We start from the raw sequence: 19,068 nt of genomic DNA, 5'->3' as shown, positions 1-19,068 counted from the left end.
CCTTTGCGATCTCCCTTCGCACCTTTCTGATTGCATCGGCGTCCTGCCCGCTCTCTTTACACCCTCCTGGTGCTCGTCATCACCCTACACGTCGAGTGTGACACCCGTATGACCAACGTCACGAGTCGGTCTTTAACCCATGTCAATGGCGAAATCCGTACGCGCCACTTATGCTTAAAAGGCATCAAGGGCCAAGGGAATTGAGCCTTCTCTGCGCAAACCTTCCATTTCAATAGCGCCATCGATAACAGCTGGAGGTTAACGTGCGTGAAATCATGATCAGCCACACCGTCACCGGGTTGGACGTAATGTGCCGCCACTGCGGCAACGCGGAAACCGCCACCACCACCTACCTGAAGCATTTCCGTCTGGAAGGCACGAGCAAGGATAGCGTGACGCTGCGCTGTCTTTGCTGCCATACCGCCATGAGCACGCCCCTTGGTCAGCTCAGCTCGCTTTACCATCACCGCGCAAGCTGATGTGCTCGCTTTGGTAGCGGGTCTAAAACGTAGCTAACACAAAAAAGCCCCAGCCGTTGCCGGCCGGGGCTTCGTCGTCTCTTCCGTGATCCTTCACCATGAGGGTCCCGTTCATGCATCCCTGTGAGTGCGAACCTACCTGTTCACCTCTCCTTCTGGCTCCTTCCCTGAGCAGTGCGCACACAGTGGACCCTTTGAAGCCCAAACGACTTATCCTGGGTTAACCAATACCAAAATCGACTCTCTTTATTGACCTGGAGCAGCTTACTGTAGAAATTCGGCCTCAATCCTGGACAACATGGCCTTTTCCTCTACCAGAATCATTTCGGTACTAGGCAGGTACAACAAAAATACAATTTTATCTTGTACATGGATTGGAGCTGCTCTATAGTCTGTAGTGTTCGCGGTAAGGAAACCGCTTCGCGAAGGATCGCTCGTTCAGGAAGAACGAAATCATTCAAGGAGTGAACGTACTCAGGATGAGTACACAGTGTTCATGGACGATCAAGACTCAGGGTTGAGCGCTACGTCTCAAGGAAATGAGAAGCTCAGGAAGAGCAGGCAAAACACACGGAAGGCCAGCAGAGGCAACGAAAAAGCACCCTTTCACAGGGTGCTTTTTCGTATCCATCTTTCACGCTCAGCAAACCATTCTCAAGAAAATCGCTGGCATCACCGATGTTTCCAACCGGTACCGTACGAGCGCCCCGGGCTGCGTAAATAATGGACAAATAGCAATTACATAACACTCCCCCTTCCAACTAGGCTAACGGTGTCCACTAAAGGAGGTAGATCATGTCTGACCAACAGTGTGCATGCCCCAAATGTGATTGCGCCGTGAACGCCGACTCGATCGAGAAAAACGGCCAGCGTTTCTGCTCACAATCCTGTGCAATCGGCCACACCGACGGTACTACCGACTGCGGCCACAACTGCAAGTGCGGCTAATGTAGCCATCGCTCAAACGCTAGCGAGACAACATGCCCGGCCGTTCATGCGGCCGGGCATTTTTTTGCCTACACGCACCTTGTTACCAGCCGTGCGTAATACGATGGCGTGCACTAGACTTTCAGAGTTAACCCACGGATCAGGGAAAGAAAATGCCATCGACTACTGCCATCGTTGTTATCATTGTCATCATTGCCGTACTGGGCATTGGCTTTAGCGGCGCACTACCCTTTTAATTAGCGCTCACGCTGCTGACGCCCTCTCGAATGCCTGACTTTGCCGGGCATTCGTGTCGGCTAGTGTCTCGCCGCTCATGCCTTTTTTCACCGATGACTTCAAGGAGCCCCCATGCCCCTACTCGATAGTTTTACCGTCGATCATACGATCATGAACGCCCCGGCGGTCCGCGTAGCGAAGACCATGACCTCGCCCTCTGGCGATACCATCACCGTGTTCGACCTGCGCTTCAACAAACCCAACGAAGCGATGATGGGCGAGAAAGGCATTCACACGTTGGAACACCTGTTTGCCGGTTTCATGCGCAACCACTTGAACGGCGAGCGCGTGGAGATCATCGATATCTCCCCTATGGGCTGCCGTACCGGCTTTTACATGAGTTTGTTGGGTAGTCCGTCGGAAAAAGAAGTAAGCGATGCATGGCTTGCATCCATGCACGACGTGCTGAAACTCAACCGCATGGATGAGATTCCCGAGCTCAACGAGTACCAGTGCGGCACCTACGTGATGCACTCACTCGATGACGCGAAGAGCATCGCTCAAACCATCATCGACCAAGGCATCGGCGTAAACAAGAACGACGATATCGCTCTGAGCGCCGACCGTCTGGCCGCCTTGGGTAACGACGTCAACCACGCCTGAATTTTAGGTTGTGGTCATTAAAAAGCCCCGCCGTTCATGGCGGGGCTTTTGCTTGTGCGCTCAAGGTTTGAAAGGCGAAGGCCTCAAAGATGCGCGTCGAGCCACTTCTTGACCGCGAACTGATCCCGCGTATCGGTGGGCAGCTCGTCGCGGATCAGCTCCTCGCCCTTGTGCAGCGCGGTGATCGGCGCCGAGGCAGAGAGTACCGTGTTGAGCATGTAAAGTACTTCATTGCCCTGCTTCGGGTCGAACGAGGTGGCTTCTTCCGGCTCGCCGCTTACGCGCGGGTCGTTGCTCGGGATGTCGTCCCAGCTGTAGTGGTCCAGGCTCAGATTAATGCGCTGAAAGTCTGCCATGTGTTACCTCGGTCATCCAATGAGTGTCGTTGCTCCGTAAAGCCGCCGGCCTGGCGCCGGCGGCCCTTTCAGGGTAGCAAAGATGCGCGATTTCGCGGGAGCAAAGCGGTCATTAGCAGACCACGGACAAGCGCTTTAATTTATGTAAAGAGACGATCGCCGCCAGACGGTCACTCGCGCACCCGCGGCGGCGTTTCCGGCCATTCGGACAGGGCGATTTCGCCTTCGATGGCGTCGATCACTTCATCGAACTGATCCGGGCAGTGCTTGACGCCGCACTCCCACACTTTGATGACCCGCCATCCCAACGCCTCGAGCTCGGCGCGCTTTCGCGCATCGCGCGCCACGTTTTCCCCCAACTTGTCTTGCCAGAACGCTTTCTGACTCGCCGGGGTCGTGGCGTAGAAACAGCCCGCGTGGCGGTGCCAGAAGCAGCCGTTGACGAACAGCGCCACCTGATAGAGCGGCAGCACCAGATCGGGCTTACCGGGAAGCGACGCCGCGTGGGCCTCGAACGAGAGATGGCGCTTTTCGAGTTCGGTTTGAACGAAGCGCTCGGGCGCAGTGTTCTTGCCCTTGATGGAGGCCATCATTTTCGAGCGCGTAGAAGGGTCGACGATGTCCGTCATGCGGCTACCCGGCGGGAGAGATGCTTGAAGAGTAGCACGCCCCACCGCCTCCCGCTGGCTAGTTCGCCAGCGGCATTTCGAGCTGGAGGCGCTCGGTTTCGCGGCGCCGGTCGGCGTCGATGCGGGTCGCGGCCAGGATGCGCGGCTTCATCAGCCGGGCGACGGCTTCGAACACCGGCACCACCACCGAATTGCCGAACTGGCGATACGCCTGGGTGTCGGAAACCGGGATGACGAAGCGGCTTTCACCGGGGGCATCGAACCCCATCAGCCGCGCGCACTCCTGCGGCGTCAACCGGCGCGGGCGATGGCGCTGGTTGTGCTCGCCGTAGAAATCCCGCGTGTCGTCGAAGCCGCGGTCGACGAGAATCTCTGAGCCATCCTTGTGGTAGCGCGCCGACAGCGTACGCGCCACATCACGCTCACGGGTCAAGCCAAAACCGAATCCGTTACCCTTTTCGCGGTGCTTCTGCGCGTACCGGTACAGGTATTCCCAGAGTTTGGGCGTCAGGATGTACTTGTCGGCCACCTGAGCGTCGAGCAGCTCGCCAAAGCGCGGTGCAGCCTTGGGGTAGAGCGACTCGATCGCCTTCAGGCTGAAGCCTTCGTGAACGTCGAGATCGCGCCGGAACCCGACCAGCACGATACGCTCACGATGCTGGGGAACGAAGTGGCGGGCATCGATGACCTTGGGGTCGCGCCCTTTCGGCGCGTCGACATCGGCTACCTCGTAACCCAGCTCGTCCAGCGCCTCGCAGATCACGCGAAAGGTCTTGCCCTTGTCATGGCTCTTGAGGTTCTTGACGTTCTCCAGCACGAACGCTGCTGGCCGCTTGGCCGCAAGAATGCGCGCCACGTCGAAAAAGAGCGTGCCTTGGGCGTCGCACTCGAATCCGTGCTTGCGCCCCAGCGAGTTCTTTTTCGACACCCCCGCCAGCGAAAACGGCTGGCAGGGAAAGCCCGCCAGCAGCACCTCATGGTCCGGCACGTGGCGGTCGATATGGTGGTAAGCCGCCTCTTCATCGATGGAGAGATCCGCGCTCAGGGTCAGCTCGCGAATGTCCTCATTGAAGCGGTGTTTGAGCGGGTCGCAGTAGTGGTTGGCCTTGTAGGTACGCACCGCGTACTTGTTCCACTCGGAGGTCAACACGCACTCGCCGCCGATCGCCTCGAACCCCTTGCGAATGCCGCCGATGCCGGCAAAAAGATCCACAAAGCGAAAGGCCGGCTTCAGATCATTGGATTTGGGCGTCGGCAGCATGTCCATCATGCGTTGGTGGGCGGCGCGAGTCACTCTGGGTGCGGCCTTGCCCTTCGCCCAGCGGTTGACGGTCTCACGACACCAGCTGCCCTTTTCCACCTCGGAAAGCGCCTGGGCGATGGCACCCTGGTCATAAATTTCCAGCAGCTTATCGAGCAGCGCTTTTTCATCGAGCGCCTCGTAAGGCGAAGCAGGAGCTTCGCCTCGCGGCTGAGCGGCGGGGAACGCGGTGTCAGGGTGAACATCGAATAGCTGCGCCATGGAGCTCTCTGGGTCAAAGGTGTGACGAGATAGCACGATTATAGGGCGCTTTATCGCGCAGCGCGAGGGGGTTCACGAGACAATACGGCAGCGCTTGAGCATATCGTCGTAGGCGGATCGGTCGAGCGTGCCCGCCGCTGCGCGGTGAATGTTGCCCGCGATCTCCTCGACCGGATCGGCGAAACTACCCAGCAGCTGAAACTGCGCGGGGCAGACGTAGCGCGCTTTCTGCTGGTGGCGGCCGGTGAAGGATTGCTCGCGCCCGGTGGCCCGGGATGGGCGCTGAATGATGGCATCGAGCGTCGGCGCATCCATCAGTTTGGCCAGCATCAGCACGTTCTTGCGCAGGCCGACCCGGTTGAGCAGGTAACCCGTGCCCAAATTCTTGTCCCACACCGGCTTGACCATGATCATGTACAGCGTCTTGATGATCTTACCCAGCAATAGTGGACACTGGTTTAAGCAATCATTCGGGCTTCAAAGACCTCTGGGCTGATCATCCCTATGGCACTGTGCCGCCGTTGCTGATTGTAGTCCAGTTCGATGTATTCAAACACCTGGCGTCTCATCGTATCCCGCGTTTTAAATTGCTCTCCGTGGATCGCTTCAACCTTGAGACTGTGGAAGAAGCTTTCGGCACAAGCATTATCATGGCAGTTACCTTTGGCGCTCATGCTGCACTAAAGCTCATGCCGGGTAAGCAGCGATTGGTAAAGCGTGGAACAGTACTGACTGCCCCTATCCGAATGGACTATCACGCCTTTGGGCATTTTGCGTTTCCATAGCGCCATTTGTAGCGCATCACAGACAAGATCGGCTGTCATACGCTCACTTATCGCCCAACCGATCACTTTTCGGGTGTACAGGTCAATGAGCACTGCCAGATAAAGCCAGCCTTCACCCGTCGCTAAATAGGCGATGTCCCCCACCCACTTTTGATGGGGAGCTGTGGCCGTGAAGTTTTGCGCCAGCAGATTCGGCGCTACTGGCAGGGAATGTCGAGAGTTGGTGGTGGTCTTGAACTTGCGGGCTGCTTTCGCGCGCAAGCCCTGACGCTGCATGCTGGCAGCCACCGTCTTACGGTTGATCGGTAGCCCATCATCTCGAAGGTCTAGTGCTAATCTCGGGGCGCCTGAGCGCCCTTTACGTTGGTGATAAGCCTTCGCCACGCGCTGATCGATAATGGCTTGCTGGCTGCGTTTTGGGAACGAAGCTCCTTTGCGCTGCCGCCAAGCGTAGTAGCCACTCCGAGCGACGCCAACAACATGGCACATGCGCTGAACACTGAAAGCCTGGCAATGACGATGGATAAAGGCGTACTTCACTTCAGGCTCTTCGCAAAGTACACCGCGGCCTTTTTTGTGATGGCCAACTCTTCATTTGCTTCGGCTAATTGGCGCTTCAAGCGGGCGTTTTCTTCTGCCAACGACTGCTCTCGTTCAGAGGTATCTTGCTGAAGCTGCGCTTTAGAGCGCCACTGATAAAGCTGGCTCGCATGCATGCCCAGTTCACGAGCCGCTGCTGCCACACCAATGCGATCAGTCAGCGCTAACGCTTCTTGGCGGTAGGCATCCGAGTAACGGGTATAAGATTTTTTCTTCATTGATGTCGTCGATATTGCCATGGTTCACCTCATCGTAGCGTATTACATTCTTGAGGTGTCCACTGTTACTGGGCAAGATCAGTTTAATGCTTGTTCGCGTTTACAAGCGCTTCGATTCTTTGCTGAATGCGATGCTCTTCTAGAATGAAGTCTCTGAAAAAAATTGGTGGTATCGCTGTTTCGTCGTCTACAAGCGTCCAGCGCCCTTCTACACGCAAAAGAGGGGCTTTGAAGTAGTCGCCCTGCTCTACTCGAAGTAGAGCGCTTATGAAAGCTTCTAACTCGCTCTCAGCGACTTCTAGAAGCTCAGCTATCTGTACAGTTTCATGACGATCTAGCGCGAATTCAGCGATGAATCTGCATAGCGTGTAAGCTTTCAAAATCTCCCCTCTTCAATACCTTAAATAAAATTTGACTTGATGCGGTCATTGAGCTTACATATCTGCTTCATTCAAAAACAGGGAACAGCTCGATGCTACATAAACTATCAAAAAATATACTTGCACTGCTAACGCTAGTCTTTCTTGCCGGATGTACAGTAACAGGAGAACCACATAGTAGCGATGTTGTTTTTAGCGGTGAAGGATTCACTGCCCAGAATGAATACAGAAACTCGATTAAAATTGGTGAAGTCTCTAATTTCCCTGGAACCAGTAACTTTACTTATTCAGGGAAGTTAGCCCCTAATTTCAGTGACGAAAGCTTTAAATCGGTTCTTTTTGATAGTTTAAAAAATGCTAATTTAATAGGCTCAAGTTATACCCTAGACGCTAAATTAGTAGACGGTGGAGATTGGGGTAATTGGGAACATAGCTTAGGAAGAAAAACCAGAAACGTAAAAATACAATATACACTAAAAGATAATGAGAGAATAATATTTGATGAGGTTATTGAAAGTGAAATTTATGTAACTAGTCATAATTTCATGAAACCTCATTATATTCACCAGAGACATGTAGCTGAGCTAAACTATGCTGACAACATAGAACAACTAATAAACAAGATAAATGAACTGTAAATTATCTCCATTTTAAAAGCGCTCTTTCGAGCGCTTTTTTGGTTATTGAATAAGCGAATTAAGCTACTGCTTGCAAAGTATTAAGTCTTTCTTGAACTAACTCTGTAATCTCGTACAGCGTGTAATTTACAACATCATTCATAACACTTTAATTCAAACTGCTATTATTTAAATCAAAGCAAATACTCGTTACAGCTACAATAAAAGCTTTATTATCTGCTGTAAATGTTTTCGCGCTTAGCGACATATCGTAGTGAGAATTGTCATAGCAATAAAGTTCTATATCATTTTTACTGACTTTGTAAGCGCTAAAAATCACATTGCATTCAACATTATTGAATTCAATTCAAACTTTCACAGCTTTTTCATTTCTATCAGCTAACGCATTTTGTAGCTACCCAATTTTATATCAGTAATAACAATGCTCGCTAAAATCTCTCCAGTAAGTGCTTGTTCAAAATTAATCGAGTGCTCAGCTCCGTAGCTATCGAGTAGGCGATAGACCTCGTTGCAGAGGCAACCAAACGAGTGAAGTGACCCGCTTCTGAGCTGCACAGGCTAAAGTGCGGCCATCAGGAGGACAGAATGAGTGACGATAACCCCATCAAGCGATGGACTGCCAAGCGCAAGGCCGCTGTGGTCATGGGCATTTTCAAGGGTAACACCACGGTCGCCGAGGTGGCTCGCGAGTACGACCTTACTGTCTCCGAGGTCGAGGGCTGGATTGATGAGGCCCAGCGCAACATGGAGAACGGGTTCAAAGCCCGCCCCAAGGACATCCGTGAGCAGTACGAGTCCAAGCTTCGGGAGACCAAGGAGGCACTGGGCGAGGCCCACTTGCAGATCTATGAAGTGACCCCCTTCTGGCTTCGCGAAGATGGCTTGATTGATCTGGAAACGTGGATGATCGACTTAACCGCCGTTCGTGCAACACGAGCCTCCGCTGGCGGAGGTAAAAAGGGGGATCTGACGAACCCGAGCATCACGCGTTAGGCCGAAGTCGTGGCGGCATCACGACCAGGATTCATCTTGTCTGTGATCGTTTGGGCTGGCCCATCGCCTTCACGCTTTCTGCAGGGCAAGAGGCGGATACACGCTACTTCATGCCAACTCTGGAGAAAGTCAGCTTGCCGGGTAAGTGCGGTCGACCACGTTAACGTTGTCGCTATATCGTGGCTGATAAAGGCTACGATAGTGAAGAACTTCGCCGTTACTGCGACCGCGTTCGGATAAAACCTGCCATCGCTCAACGGAAGATGAAATGCAAACCGCGACCGGGGCTTCCTCGCGGCTTCGATAAACCCAAATATCGCCAAAGAAATATCGTGGAACGCCTGTTCAGCTGGCTCAAGGAGTGCCGTCGTATCGCGACTCGTTAGGAGAAGCTGGCCCGCAGCTTTTATGCGATGGTATGCTTGGCTTGCATACGCCGATGCCTGCGAGCCGACTTTTCGTACACAGCCTAGTCAAGGTAGTGATTGCTTTTGTAGCGAACGCTCGCTAGAAGGGCTTACAGAAGGCTCATTGAGGTACAGATTGTTGGTACAGATTCCAAAAACAAAAACGCCGTAACTTCTTTAAGTTACGGCGTTTTTTAATTCTGGCGGAGGGGGAGGGATTCGAACCCTCGAAGCCTTTCGACTTACACACTTTCCAGGCGTGCTCCTTCGACCACTCGGACACCCCTCCGCATTTTCGCCTGCAGGCAAGGCGTTGCCTTTCCCAACAGAACGGCGCGTATTCTAGGGGTTAAGGTGTTCAATAGCAAGTCTTTTCGCCATTCAGGGTAAAACGGCGTAGGTGCCGGTGGCTTCGAGGCAGACCACGTCGCGGCAGTAGAGCGTTTGAACCAGCGCGATACGGCCCTTGCCGCGGCTTTCGAGCCGAGCGGCCAGCGCTTCGGGGCCGTTGGGGTCGGCGGGCTGGCAGACCAGCCGGTAGTCGTCGGTGACCGGTGCCAGAAAGCGTTGGCTGGCCTCGGCGACGACCACGTCGCGGGCAAGACCCCGCTTGCGCAGCCAGAGCGTGACCCAGCACCAGCCCAGTAGCGTGGTCTGGGCGGTGAGCGCGCCGCCAAAGCCGGTGCCCTTGTCGTTAAGCGAGGGTGCAAGCGCAAGCTCCCAGGCAAGGTGGTCGTTGCTCTGGCTCATCTTCTGAAGGCCGAGCGCGGCGACCATGGGAATCGCCTCTTCCAGCCAGCGCTGGAACGCGTCCAGGTCGTCCTGCCCCTTTTCAGGTAGCGGTAGCCGCGGGTGGGCCGTGCCGGGTTTTCGAGACGTCGCCATACGTTCCCCTTACGCTAGCTCCAGCGCTCCACGAACGCGCTCGCATCGTGCTGGGCTACCGGCTTGTGGCGCCCGCCGAGCGCCCCCAGATAGATGAACGCGACGACCTCGTCGTCATCTGCCAGGCTCAGGCCCTTGCGCACCACCGGGTCGAAGGCGTACTTGCCGCTTCGCCACATCGCGCCGAGCCCCAGGGCGTGGGCGGCGAGCAGGATGCCGTGGGCGGCGCAGCCGGCGGAGATCACCTGCTCTATCCTGGGCACCTTGGGAAGATCCGGCGTGACGCGCGCGATGACCGCGATGATCATCGGCGCGCGAAGCGGCTTTTGGCGCGCGGCGTTTAGCGTATCATCAGAAGCGCTGGGGTCTTCCTGAAACTCCGCCTCGGCGAACAGCTCGCCCAGGCGCTCGCGCCCTTCCCCGCTGAACTCGATGAACCGCCAGGGGCGCAATTCCTTGTGATCCGGCGCGCGCAGCGCCGCCTGGTAGATCGACTCGAGCTGCTCGGCGCTGGGCGCGGGCTCGGTGAGCTTGCCCATGGAGCTTCGTTGATGAAGAAGCGTCAGTGCATCCATACTGCGTCCTTTGGTTAAGCCGGCGTTAAGTGGCCTTCCACTTTAGCGCAAGGCCTTACTGCCTTGCCAGACGCAGCGACCCCGGCGGCGCCATGCCCACAGTCGCCCGCCAGGGGCTGATATCGAGCCCGCCCCGGCGCACGTAGCGGGCCAGCACCAGAAGCTCTGCGGGTGCGGCTTCGCGCATCAGATCCATGAAGATGTGCTCGACGCAGTGCTCGTGAAAATCCTGATGCTGGCGAAAGCCGATCAGATAGCGCAAGAGCCCTTCGCGGTCGATCTTCGGCCCCTTGTAGCGAATCATCACGCTGCCCCAGTCCGGCTGGCCAGTGACCGGGCAGTTGGATTTCAACAGGTGCGAATAAAGCGTCTCTTCGACCATATCGCCTTTAGCGCTCAGGTGCGCGGCGCTCGGCGTGTAGTCATCCACGGCGATATCGAGGCTATCCAGACACTCGCCAGGCAGGCGCACGGGAGCGAGCGCCTGGTCATCCACGTCGAACACCTCGACCCCGACCGCAGCGCCGGCCACGCGCGAGAGATCACGCTCGAGCACCTCGACCACCGCTTCGCGGCTTTCAAAGCGGGTCTGGTTGAAGCTGTTGAGGTAGAGCTTCCAGGACTTGGACTCAATCAGGTTCGGCGAGCTTGCCGGCAGCGTAAAGCGCGCCACCGCTACCTCGGGCTTGCCCCGGGCGCCAAGCCAGGAGAGCTCGAAGGCGTGCCACTCGTCCTCGCCGATGAAGGGCAGCGCGCCCTGCTCGATACCGAGCGGTGCGCGGTTGGCGGCGCGGGGGATGGCAAAGAGCAGCGACGCATCGTACTGCTCCGGGTAGGCGGAATCGCGCCCGAGAGGCGCGTGTTCCAGGGTATCCGGACGGTGTGCCATGACGGCCTCCTTTAGCTGCGTATGCCGTGGCCGCGCTCGAGCATGGTCAAGGCAGCGGCGAACAGCACGACGATGAAGGCGAACACCGCGGCCAGCGCCCAGCCCACGGGGATATCCGACACGCCCAGAAAGCCGTAGCGGAACACGTTCACCATGTAGAGAATGGGGTTGAGCATCGATACGCCCTGCCAGAAGTTCGGCAGCATCGAGATCGAGTAGAACACCCCGCCCAGGTAGGTCAGCGGTGTCAGCACGAAGGTCGGGACGATCGAAATATCGTCGAACTTGTTGGCCAGCAGTGCGTTGATGAACCCACCAATGGAGAACAGCGCCGAGGTCAACACCACCACCAGTACGGTCAAAAACGGATGCTCCACGGAGAGCTGAGTAAAGAACAGCGAAACGACCGTCACGATCAGCCCCACGCCCAGCCCGCGCGCCATGCCGCCCAGAATGAAGCCGGAAAGGATCACCCAGTTGGGCATCGGCGAGACCATCATCTCCTCGACCGAGCGCTGGAACTTGTTGGAGAAGAAGCTCGAGGCGACGTTGGAGTAGCTGTTGGTGATCACCGACATCATGATCAGCCCGGGGACGATGAAGTCCATGTAGCTGAAGCCGTCCATCGCGCCGATGCGCGAGCCGATCAGGTTGCCGAAGATGATGAAGTACATCGCCATGGTGATCGACGGCGGCAAAAGCGTCTGCGGCCAGATACGCGTGAAGCGCTTGATCTCCTTGATCACCAGCGTCCAGAGCGCGATCAGGGTTTGGGTGGCGTTCATGCGTTGGCCTCCTTGGCGCTCGGCTCGTCGATCGGTTTCTGGCCCTGCTCGACCATGGAGACGAACATCTCCTCCAGCCGGTTGGCGCGGTTGCGCATCGAGACCACCTGGATGCCCTGCTCGCTCAGCGCCTGGAATACGGTATTGAGTTCCTGGCCCCGGTGAATGGCAAGCGCCAGCTGAGTCGGCTCGATTTGCTGGAGTTCGAAGCCTTCGATCTCGGGCACGCGTTCAACGGGCGCGGCGAGATCGAGCAGGAAGGTTTCGGTATCGAGCTCGGCGAGCAGCTCGCGGATGCTGGTATCGCGCACGATTTCGCCGTTATTGATGATGGCGATGTTACGACACAGGCTCTCCGCCTCTTCCAGGTAGTGCGTGGTAAGGATGATGGTCGTGCCCTCGTCGCGGTTGAGCCGACGCATGTACTCCCACATGCTGCGTCGAAGCTCGATATCGACCCCGGCGGTGGGCTCGTCGAGAATCAGGAGCTTCGGGCGGTGCATCAAGGCGCGGGCGATCATCAGACGCCGCTTCATGCCGCCGGAGAGCATCCGCGCGCTGCCGTTACGCTTGTCCCAGAGGCCAAGGTCGGTGAGAAGCTGTTTGGCCCGGGGCAGCGCCTCGCTTCGCTTCATGCCGTAGTAGCCCGCCTGGGCCATGACGATATCCAGCACTTTTTCGAACTGGCTGAAGTTGAACTCCTGGGGCACCACGCCAAGCTGGTACTTGGCCTTCGCGAAGTCCTTGTCGATATCGATGCCGAAGATCGAGACTTGGCCTTCGGTTTTTTGCACCAGCGAACACACCACGCCCAGGGTGGTCGACTTGCCCGCCCCGTTGGGGCCCAGCAGCGCAAAAAAATCGCCCTGCTGGACGTCGAGATCGATCCCCTTCAGGGCGTGAAAGCCGTTGCCATACACCTTGGTCAGGCCACGGATAGACAATGCCGGTTCGGCCATGGAAATGTCCTGTCAGCAAAAGAAGGTAAACAGTATAGAGCGCCTATAGATGGGGGCAGCCGGAATCGTTTTCAAGCTAATGGCTGGGCGCGTCTGGATATGGGAGACGACAAAGCCGCCGCTACCGTGTAATAGCGAACCAATCGAAGGTATGGAGAAAAAACTGGAGCGGGAAAAGAGATTCGACGGGGCGGCCTACCGCCGGGCTGGCGTTCCAGCTCTCGACCGGCACTTGCTTTACAACGCTACTGAACTGGAGCGGGAAAAGAGATTCGAACTCTCGACCCTCGCCTTGGCAAGGCGATGCTCTACCACTGAGCTATTCCCGCTTATCAGAAAGGTTGGCGGCGAGAATGGCGTCCCATAAGGGGTTCGAACCCTTGTTACCGCCGTGAAAGGGCGGTGTCCTGGACCACTAGACGAATGGGACGCATAAGCAACTTAATGCTTGGAGCGGGAAAAGAGATTCGAACTCTCGACCCTCGCCTTGGCAAGGCGATGCTCTACCACTGAGCTATTCCCGCTTATCAATTTCTCGCGTTCGGAGTGGCGTCCCATAAGGGGTTCGAACCCTTGTTACCGCCGTGAAAGGGCGGTGTCCTGGACCACTAGACGAATGGGACGTTTTGGAGCGGGAAAAGAGATTCGATCGGACTGGCGTTCCAGCTCTTGACCTGCACTTGCTTTGCCACACACCCAAATTGGAGCGGGAAAAGAGATTCGAACTCTCGACCCTCGCCTTGGCAAGGCGATGCTCTACCACTGAGCTATTCCCGCACTCCGACACCTTGACGATGAAGTGGCGTCCCATAAGGGGTTCGAACCCTTGTTACCGCCGTGAAAGGGCGGTGTCCTGGACCACTAGACGAATGGGACGTTTCATTGCCTCGTCGAGGTGGCGCGTATATTACTCAGCCAAGGTTTTACTGTCAAGCCACTGATTTCAGGATTGAGTGTTTACTTGCTCTTGCGCACCTTGAGTCACGCACGGCGCACTTCATACAAAGGAGGCAACCGGTATACCGGGTACCGGTTTGGGCACGCGGCAGCGGGTGGCCTAAACTGAACCTCAGGTCGACAGCGTCGGTCTCAATTAATCATTCAATGCCACTAGGGAGACGCCCATGGCCAAAATCGAAAAATCCCCGGATCAGTGGCGCAGCCAGCTTAACGATGAGCAGTACCGGGTAACGCGGGAAAAGGGCACCGAGCGCCCGTTCACCGGCGACTACCAGGTGCGCGATGAGCAAGGCATCTACCACTGCGTGTGCTGCCACGCGCCGCTGTTCGAAAACGAGCACAAGTTCGACGCTGGCTGCGGCTGGCCGAGCTTCGACCGGCCGCTGGGTCGTCAAAGTGTGGAAGAGCACCGCGACTCGAGTCACGGCATGGAGCGCACCGAGGTGGTTTGCTCGCACTGCGACGCCCATCTTGGACACGTCTTCCCGGACGGCCCGCCCCAGACCACCGGGCTTCGCTACTGCATCAACTCGGTGTCACTGGAGTTTCACCCGAACGAGTGAGCCACACTGCGGCAACCGCCCCACGGGCTGGCATTCTGATAGAATGGCAGCCCGTTTTTTTGCCCCACGTTTGCGCTTGCAGGAGAGTCCCATGCTCGGCTGGTTTCCCGGACACATGAACAAGGCCCGTCGCCAGATCAAGGAGGCGCTGCCGGAGATCGACGTGGTGATCGAGGTGCTCGATGCGCGCCTGCCCTACTCCAGCGCCAATCCGATGCTGGCCGAGCTGACCCGCCACAAACCGGTGCTGAAGATTCTGACCCGCGCAGACCTGGCGGACCCGGAGCGCACGAAAGAGTGGGTCGCCCACTTCGACGCCCAAGTCGATACCCGGGCGCTTTCGGTCACCACCACCCAAAGCCGCGAGCTCAAAAAGATCCCGAAGCTCTGTCACGAGCTGGCCGGCGCGGTGCGGGCGGATCGTGACGTGCGCGTGATGGTGATGGGCATTCCCAACGTGGGTAAATCCACTCTGATCAACGGCCTGGCCGGGCGCAAGATCGCCAAGACCGGCAACGAGCCGGCGGTCACCAAGCGCCAGCAGAAGGTGCGCATCGATGGGCGCGTGGCGCTGATCGACACCCCCGGGGTGCTGTGGCCCAAGATCGAGGATCAGGCGAGCGCCTACCGCCTGGCGGCCAGCGGCGCCATTCGCGATACCGCGATCGAATACACCGATGTGGCCATCGTCGCCAGCGCCGAGCTCGCCAGGCGCTACCCCGAGGCGCTGAGTGAGCGCTACAAGCTCAAGGCGCTGCCGGTATACGAAGCGCCCAGGCAGGCCCAGGAGATCGACGCCGACGGCCCGGCGCGGCCGGACTTTCTCGCCCTGGCGGGGTTTGACGGTCACGCGATCTTGAAAGAGATCGCCGCCAAGCGCGGCGGTCTGCGCCCCGGCGGCGAGGTGGACCTGCACCGCGGCGCCGAGGTGCTGCTTCACGAGCTGCGCGACGGCAAGCTCGGGCGCATCACCCTCGAAACCCCGGCCGATATTCCTGAAGCCTGCGCACCCGAGGCGTTAGAAAACGACCAAGCGCCGGATAATAACGCGCCCGAAAGCGCAGACAGCGAAAGCCCTCACGCGCATAATGGTGAACAATAACGTCGCTTAGCGACCCGCCGACTAATAAGGGTATTTTGGAAATATCATGGATACGCCGCACCCCGTTGAATCGCCGCTCTCGGAGCCTCAAACGCTGCATAAATCGCACAAGCTGCACAACGTCTGCTACGACATCCGTGGCCCGGTGCTGGACCACGCCAAACGGCTCGAGGACGAAGGCCACCGCATTCTGAAACTCAACATCGGCAACCCTGCCCCCTTCGGGTTCGAAGCGCCCGAGGAGATTCTTCAGGACGTGATGCGCAACCTGCCCACCGCCCAGGGCTACTGCGACTCCAAGGGGCTCTACTCGGCGCGCAAGGCGATCATGCAGGAGTGTCAGCGCAAGCAGATTCCCGGTGTCGGCATCGAGGATATCTACATCGGCAACGGCGTTTCCGAGCTGATCGTGATGTGCATGCAGGCGCTTTTGAACGACGGCGACGAAGTGCTGATTCCCGCGCCGGACTATCCGCTCTGGACCGCCGCGGCGCACCTTTCCGGCGGCCACGCCGTGCACTACCGCTGCGATGAGCAGGCCGACTGGGCACCGGACATCGCCGACATTCGCGCCAGGGTCACCAGCCGCACCCGGGCGATCGTGCTGATCAACCCCAACAACCCCACCGGCGCCGTCTACCCGCCGGAGGTGGTCAGGCAGGTGTTGAAGGTCGCGCAAGAGCACCAGTTGGTGGTGTTTTCCGACGAGATCTACGACAAGATTCTCTATGACGGCGTCGAACATACCGCCACCGGGGCCCTTGCCGACGACGACCAGCTCGTGATCACCATGAACGGGCTCTCCAAGAGCTACCGCTGCGCCGGCTTTCGCTCCGGTTGGATGACCATTTCCGGGACGCTGGCCAAAAAGCGCGCCAGCGACTACATCCAGGGGCTGACCATGCTCGCCTCGATGCGCCTTTGCGCCAACGTGCCGGCCCAGCACGCGATCCAGACCGCGCTCGGCGGCTACCAGTCGATCAACGATCTGATTCTGCCCGGCGGGCGGCTTCTGGCCCAGCGCGATATTACCGTGGAGAAGCTCAACGCTATTCCTGGCGTATCATGCGTGACGCCCAAGGGGGCGCTCTATGCGTTTCCGCGCCTGGACCCGGCGATGTACAGCATCAAGAATGACCAGCAGCTGGTGCTCGACCTGCTTCTTCAGGAGAAGATTCTGCTGGTCCAGGGCAGCGCCTTCAATATGCCGGACACCCATCACGTGCGCATCGTAACGCTACCCTGGGCAGATCAGCTCGGCGATGCGCTGGACCGCTTCGCCAACTTTTTATCGCGCTACCGCCAGTAGCGGTGTGAAACTGCCGGCCCGTCGCCGACTCTAATCACCGGATTCGATACCGTTTAAAGACCTTGAAGGGAGATCACCACCATGATGCGTATTTTGCTGTTTCTGGCCACCAACCTCGCGGTGGTGCTGGTTGCAAGCTTTACGCTGCGCCTGTTCGGCGTGGAAGGCTACCTGCGAAGTCAGGGCATCAACTTCACCGGCCTGTTGCTGTTCTGCTTCATCATCGGCATGGCGGGATCGCTGATTTCGCTTTTGATGTCGAAGTGGCTGGCCAAGCGCTCCACCGGCACCGTGCTGATCGAGGCGCCCTCCAACTCCACCGAGCAGTGGCTGGTGGACACCGTGGCCGAGCTCTCCCGCGAGGCGGGTATCAAGACCCCGGAAGTGGGTATCTTCCCCGCCCAGCAGTCCAACGCCTTCGCCACCGGCTGGAACAAGAACGATGCGCTGGTGGCCGTCTCGGCGGGGCTACTCAACCGCATGCGCCCGGATGAAGTGCGCGCGGTGCTGGCCCATGAGATCGGCCACGTGGCCAACGGCGACATGGTGACGCTGGCGCTGATTCAGGGCGTGGTCAACACCTTCGTCATGTTCTTCGCCCGGGCCGTGGCGCACCTGCTCGACGGCTTCCTGAAAAGCCGCGGCAGCGAAGGAGGACTCGGCTTCATGGGCTATTTCGCCGTGGTGATGGTCGCAGAGATCGTCTTCGGCATCATTGCCTCGATGATCGTCGCCTGGTTCTCGCGCTTTCGTGAATACCGCGCCGATGAAGCCGGCGCGCGCCTGGCCGGCACCAGCGCCATGGTCAACGCCCTGGCACGACTGAAGGCCGAAACCGAAATGCCGGATCAGATGCCGGATACCATGCGCGCCATGGCGATCACCAAGGGCCAGACTCGCTCGCTCATGGAAAAGCTCTTCGCCAGCCACCCGCCTCTGGATGAGCGTATTCGCGCGCTGAAAGAAGCCGCCTACCGCCAGTAATCCGACCAGGGATAGCGGTGGTCCCGCCGCCGCTATCGTTCCTTCCTCACACGCACTCGACCTTGAACCCAGCCCCGCGCAGCACGCCTTCGAGCGCTTGCGCCCTTGGCCCGAGCGTGACCTCGAGCGTTGCGAACTCGCGGCGCAGCGGGTAGTTCGCGCGGCAGGTGTCGAAGCCCTTCGCTACCCCCAAACGGCGCGTTTCTCGCGCCAGCGTATCGTGGTCGCGGCGCGGGTCGTATACCGCTGTGCTGCATAAACGTAGCGCATCATTTACGGGTAGCGCCTCCTGTAAATGCAGCGAGGCCAACGCTGGCGCGGGGCAGATCGCGTCGAACGCGGGCCCACACGGCGCCTGAAGGTGTTTCGTCAGCGCCTGCTGGATCATCCAGGTGCCGCGCAGCTTGCCATCCAGGCTATGCCCGGCGATGTGGGGCGTGGCCAGAAACGCGCGCTCCCTTAGCGCGGCGTCGATGGCGGGCTCGTTTTCCCACACATCCAGCACAGCGGTGATGTCGCCTTTCTCTTTCAGCCGCCGGTAGAGCGCGCCGCCGTCGACACAGTCACCGCGCCCGGCGCTGATCAGCAGCGTACCGGGTTTGAGCGCCTCGATACGTCGGGCGTCGAGCAGGTGCCGGGTGGCGTGTTCGCCGTCTCGTACCAGCGGCGTATGCAGGCAGATGACGTCGCAGCGCGCAATCACCTCATCGAGCGAGGCGAAGCCGTCGTCGCCTTCCCGCGCGGCGCGGGGCGAGTCGCAGGCCAGCACCTCGAGCCCCAGCGCTTTCAACCGCGCAACCAGCCGACCGCCCACGCTGCCAACGCCGACCACGCCCACGGTGCGCGCAAGCGCGTCGCCACCTTCGCGCTCGGAAGCGTCCAAAAGACTTGCCAGCACGTAATCCACTACCGCCTCGGCGTTGCAGCCCGGGGCGCTGGCAAAGCCGATACTGCGAGCCGCCAGGTAGTCGAGGTCGACATGATCGACCCCGATGGTGCAGCTACCCACGAAGGAGAGCGCGCTGCCCTCGAGCAGCGCCGCGTCGACGCGGGTGATCGAGCGCACGATCAGCGCGTCGGCGTCCTTCACATCGTTGGGCGTGATTTCGCGACCGGGTAGGCAGGTGATCTCGCCCAGATGGCCAAGGCAGGCATCGGCGGCGGGAATGTTGGCATCGATGACGAGTTTCATAGGCGTTTCTATATCCGGGCTTTACAATACG

At 58.4% G+C, this 19,068-nt stretch carries 18 protein-coding genes, 7 tRNA genes and 3 pseudogenes; 10 read left to right on the top strand and 18 right to left on the bottom strand.

All coding sequences use genetic code 11. The features are described from left to right. Positions 1 to 263: 263 nt before the first annotated feature. The 3 genes from ACGK9R_RS12720 to luxS all read left to right on the top strand — a co-directional run bounded on the left by ACGK9R_RS12720 (position 264) and on the right by luxS (position 2,306). Positions 264 to 479 carry a hypothetical protein gene (locus ACGK9R_RS12720; protein ID WP_394581790.1) on the top strand — a complete coding sequence of 72 codons (216 nt, stop codon included), beginning with the start codon at positions 264 to 266 and terminating at the stop codon, positions 477 to 479. 795 nt (positions 480 to 1,274) lie between these two features. Then, positions 1,275 to 1,427, top strand: coding sequence for a metallothionein (locus ACGK9R_RS12715; RefSeq protein WP_394581788.1), 153 nt, complete (start codon positions 1,275 to 1,277; stop codon positions 1,425 to 1,427). Positions 1,428 to 1,775: 348 nt separating this feature from the next. Continuing rightward, entirely contained in the window at positions 1,776 to 2,306 is a 531-nt protein-coding gene (luxS, locus tag ACGK9R_RS12710) for an S-ribosylhomocysteine lyase (protein ID WP_394581787.1), read from the top strand. An 83-nt stretch (positions 2,307 to 2,389) separates the two neighbouring features. Here luxS and ACGK9R_RS12705 read toward each other — a convergent pair whose 3' ends face one another. From ACGK9R_RS12705 to ACGK9R_RS12685, 5 genes and pseudogenes are all read right to left on the bottom strand, one after another. Then, the gene (locus ACGK9R_RS12705) at positions 2,390 to 2,662 is read right to left on the bottom strand and encodes a hypothetical protein (RefSeq protein WP_394581786.1); all 273 of its coding nucleotides are present in this window, start codon (positions 2,660 to 2,662) and stop codon (positions 2,390 to 2,392) included. 170 nt (positions 2,663 to 2,832) lie between these two features. After that, entirely contained in the window at positions 2,833 to 3,291 is a 459-nt protein-coding gene (locus tag ACGK9R_RS12700) for a very short patch repair endonuclease (protein WP_394581785.1), read from the bottom strand. A gap of 58 nt (positions 3,292 to 3,349) precedes the next feature. Continuing rightward, entirely contained in the window at positions 3,350 to 4,813 is a 1,464-nt protein-coding gene (dcm, locus tag ACGK9R_RS12695) for a DNA (cytosine-5-)-methyltransferase (RefSeq protein ID WP_394581783.1), read from the bottom strand. A 72-nt stretch (positions 4,814 to 4,885) separates the two neighbouring features. Then, positions 4,886 to 5,227 carry a hypothetical protein gene (locus ACGK9R_RS12690; RefSeq protein WP_394581781.1) on the bottom strand — a complete coding sequence of 114 codons (342 nt, stop codon included), beginning with the start codon at positions 5,225 to 5,227 and terminating at the stop codon, positions 4,886 to 4,888. Positions 5,228 to 5,271: 44 nt separating this feature from the next. Continuing rightward, positions 5,272 to 6,437, bottom strand: a pseudogene (locus tag ACGK9R_RS12685) (IS3 family transposase). 451 nt (positions 6,438 to 6,888) lie between these two features. Between ACGK9R_RS12685 and ACGK9R_RS12680 the strand changes: the two are divergent. The 3 genes and pseudogenes from ACGK9R_RS12680 to ACGK9R_RS12670 form a co-directional block, all read left to right on the top strand. Continuing rightward, a complete protein-coding gene (locus ACGK9R_RS12680) occupies positions 6,889 to 7,434 on the top strand; it encodes a hypothetical protein (protein WP_394581779.1) in 546 nt (181 codons plus the stop codon). Positions 7,435 to 8,019: 585 nt separating this feature from the next. After that, positions 8,020 to 8,187, top strand: a pseudogene (locus ACGK9R_RS12675) (DUF1153 domain-containing protein); the annotation flags it as partial. A 114-nt stretch (positions 8,188 to 8,301) separates the two neighbouring features. Continuing rightward, a pseudogene (locus ACGK9R_RS12670) lies at positions 8,302 to 8,900 on the top strand (IS5 family transposase); the annotation flags it as partial. Positions 8,901 to 9,035: 135 nt separating this feature from the next. Here ACGK9R_RS12670 and ACGK9R_RS12665 read toward each other — a convergent pair. The 12 genes from ACGK9R_RS12665 to ACGK9R_RS12610 all read right to left on the bottom strand — a co-directional run bounded on the left by ACGK9R_RS12665 (position 9,036) and on the right by ACGK9R_RS12610 (position 13,803). Continuing rightward, positions 9,036 to 9,123: transfer RNA gene (locus ACGK9R_RS12665), tRNA-Ser, on the bottom strand. 92 nt (positions 9,124 to 9,215) lie between these two features. Next, on the bottom strand, positions 9,216 to 9,719 hold the full coding sequence (locus ACGK9R_RS12660) for a YiiD C-terminal domain-containing protein (RefSeq protein ID WP_394581777.1): 504 nt from the start codon (positions 9,717 to 9,719) through the stop codon (positions 9,216 to 9,218). 14 nt (positions 9,720 to 9,733) lie between these two features. Beyond that, complete coding sequence (locus ACGK9R_RS12655) at positions 9,734 to 10,294, bottom strand: nitroreductase family protein (protein WP_394581776.1); 561 nt, start codon at positions 10,292 to 10,294, stop codon at positions 9,734 to 9,736. A gap of 55 nt (positions 10,295 to 10,349) precedes the next feature. Continuing rightward, a complete protein-coding gene (gene queF / locus ACGK9R_RS12650) occupies positions 10,350 to 11,183 on the bottom strand; it encodes an NADPH-dependent 7-cyano-7-deazaguanine reductase QueF (protein ID WP_394581774.1) in 834 nt (277 codons plus the stop codon). An 11-nt stretch (positions 11,184 to 11,194) separates the two neighbouring features. After that, the gene (locus ACGK9R_RS12645; RefSeq protein WP_394581772.1) at positions 11,195 to 11,968 is read right to left on the bottom strand and encodes an ABC transporter permease; all 774 of its coding nucleotides are present in this window, start codon (positions 11,966 to 11,968) and stop codon (positions 11,195 to 11,197) included. Then, complete coding sequence (locus tag ACGK9R_RS12640; RefSeq protein ID WP_394581770.1) at positions 11,965 to 12,927, bottom strand: ABC transporter ATP-binding protein; 963 nt, start codon at positions 12,925 to 12,927, stop codon at positions 11,965 to 11,967. Before ACGK9R_RS12640 ends, ACGK9R_RS12645 begins: the two co-directional genes overlap by 4 nt. 254 nt (positions 12,928 to 13,181) lie before the next feature. Further along, positions 13,182 to 13,256: transfer RNA gene (locus ACGK9R_RS12635), tRNA-Gly, on the bottom strand. Between the two features lie 25 nt (positions 13,257 to 13,281). After that, a tRNA-Glu gene (locus ACGK9R_RS12630) sits at positions 13,282 to 13,357 on the bottom strand. Between the two features lie 19 nt (positions 13,358 to 13,376). Further along, a tRNA-Gly gene (locus ACGK9R_RS12625) sits at positions 13,377 to 13,451 on the bottom strand. A gap of 23 nt (positions 13,452 to 13,474) precedes the next feature. After that, positions 13,475 to 13,550: transfer RNA gene (locus ACGK9R_RS12620), tRNA-Glu, on the bottom strand. Between the two features lie 79 nt (positions 13,551 to 13,629). Next, positions 13,630 to 13,704: transfer RNA gene (locus ACGK9R_RS12615), tRNA-Gly, on the bottom strand. A 23-nt stretch (positions 13,705 to 13,727) separates the two neighbouring features. Beyond that, a tRNA-Glu gene (locus ACGK9R_RS12610) sits at positions 13,728 to 13,803 on the bottom strand. 248 nt (positions 13,804 to 14,051) lie between these two features. Here ACGK9R_RS12610 and msrB point away from each other — a divergent pair. From msrB to htpX, 4 genes are all read left to right on the top strand, one after another. Continuing rightward, positions 14,052 to 14,450, top strand: coding sequence for a peptide-methionine (R)-S-oxide reductase MsrB (gene msrB, locus ACGK9R_RS12605; protein WP_394581769.1), 399 nt, complete (start codon positions 14,052 to 14,054; stop codon positions 14,448 to 14,450). A 91-nt stretch (positions 14,451 to 14,541) separates the two neighbouring features. Further along, a complete protein-coding gene (gene ylqF, locus ACGK9R_RS12600; RefSeq protein WP_394581768.1) occupies positions 14,542 to 15,552 on the top strand; it encodes a ribosome biogenesis GTPase YlqF in 1,011 nt (336 codons plus the stop codon). Positions 15,553 to 15,598: 46 nt separating this feature from the next. Beyond that, positions 15,599 to 16,861 (top strand): pyridoxal phosphate-dependent aminotransferase, encoded by a 1,263-nt coding sequence (locus ACGK9R_RS12595; RefSeq protein ID WP_394581767.1) that lies wholly within the window; start codon positions 15,599 to 15,601, stop codon positions 16,859 to 16,861. Positions 16,862 to 16,942: 81 nt separating this feature from the next. Next, positions 16,943 to 17,845, top strand: coding sequence for a protease HtpX (gene htpX, locus ACGK9R_RS12590; protein WP_394581765.1), 903 nt, complete (start codon positions 16,943 to 16,945; stop codon positions 17,843 to 17,845). Positions 17,846 to 17,891: 46 nt separating this feature from the next. Here htpX and pdxB read toward each other — a convergent pair whose 3' ends face one another. Continuing rightward, positions 17,892 to 19,037, bottom strand: coding sequence for a 4-phosphoerythronate dehydrogenase PdxB (pdxB, locus tag ACGK9R_RS12585; protein ID WP_394581763.1), 1,146 nt, complete (start codon positions 19,035 to 19,037; stop codon positions 17,892 to 17,894). Positions 19,038 to 19,068: the final 31 nt, after the last annotated feature.

Origin of the sequence: Halomonas sp. HNIBRBA4712, from assembly GCF_043558675.1 — a bacterium.
Classification (GTDB): Bacteria; Pseudomonadota; Gammaproteobacteria; order Pseudomonadales; family Halomonadaceae; genus Vreelandella.
The sequence above is the reverse complement of the archived record's forward strand: the minus strand, read 5'-3'. Positions and strand labels throughout refer to the sequence as shown.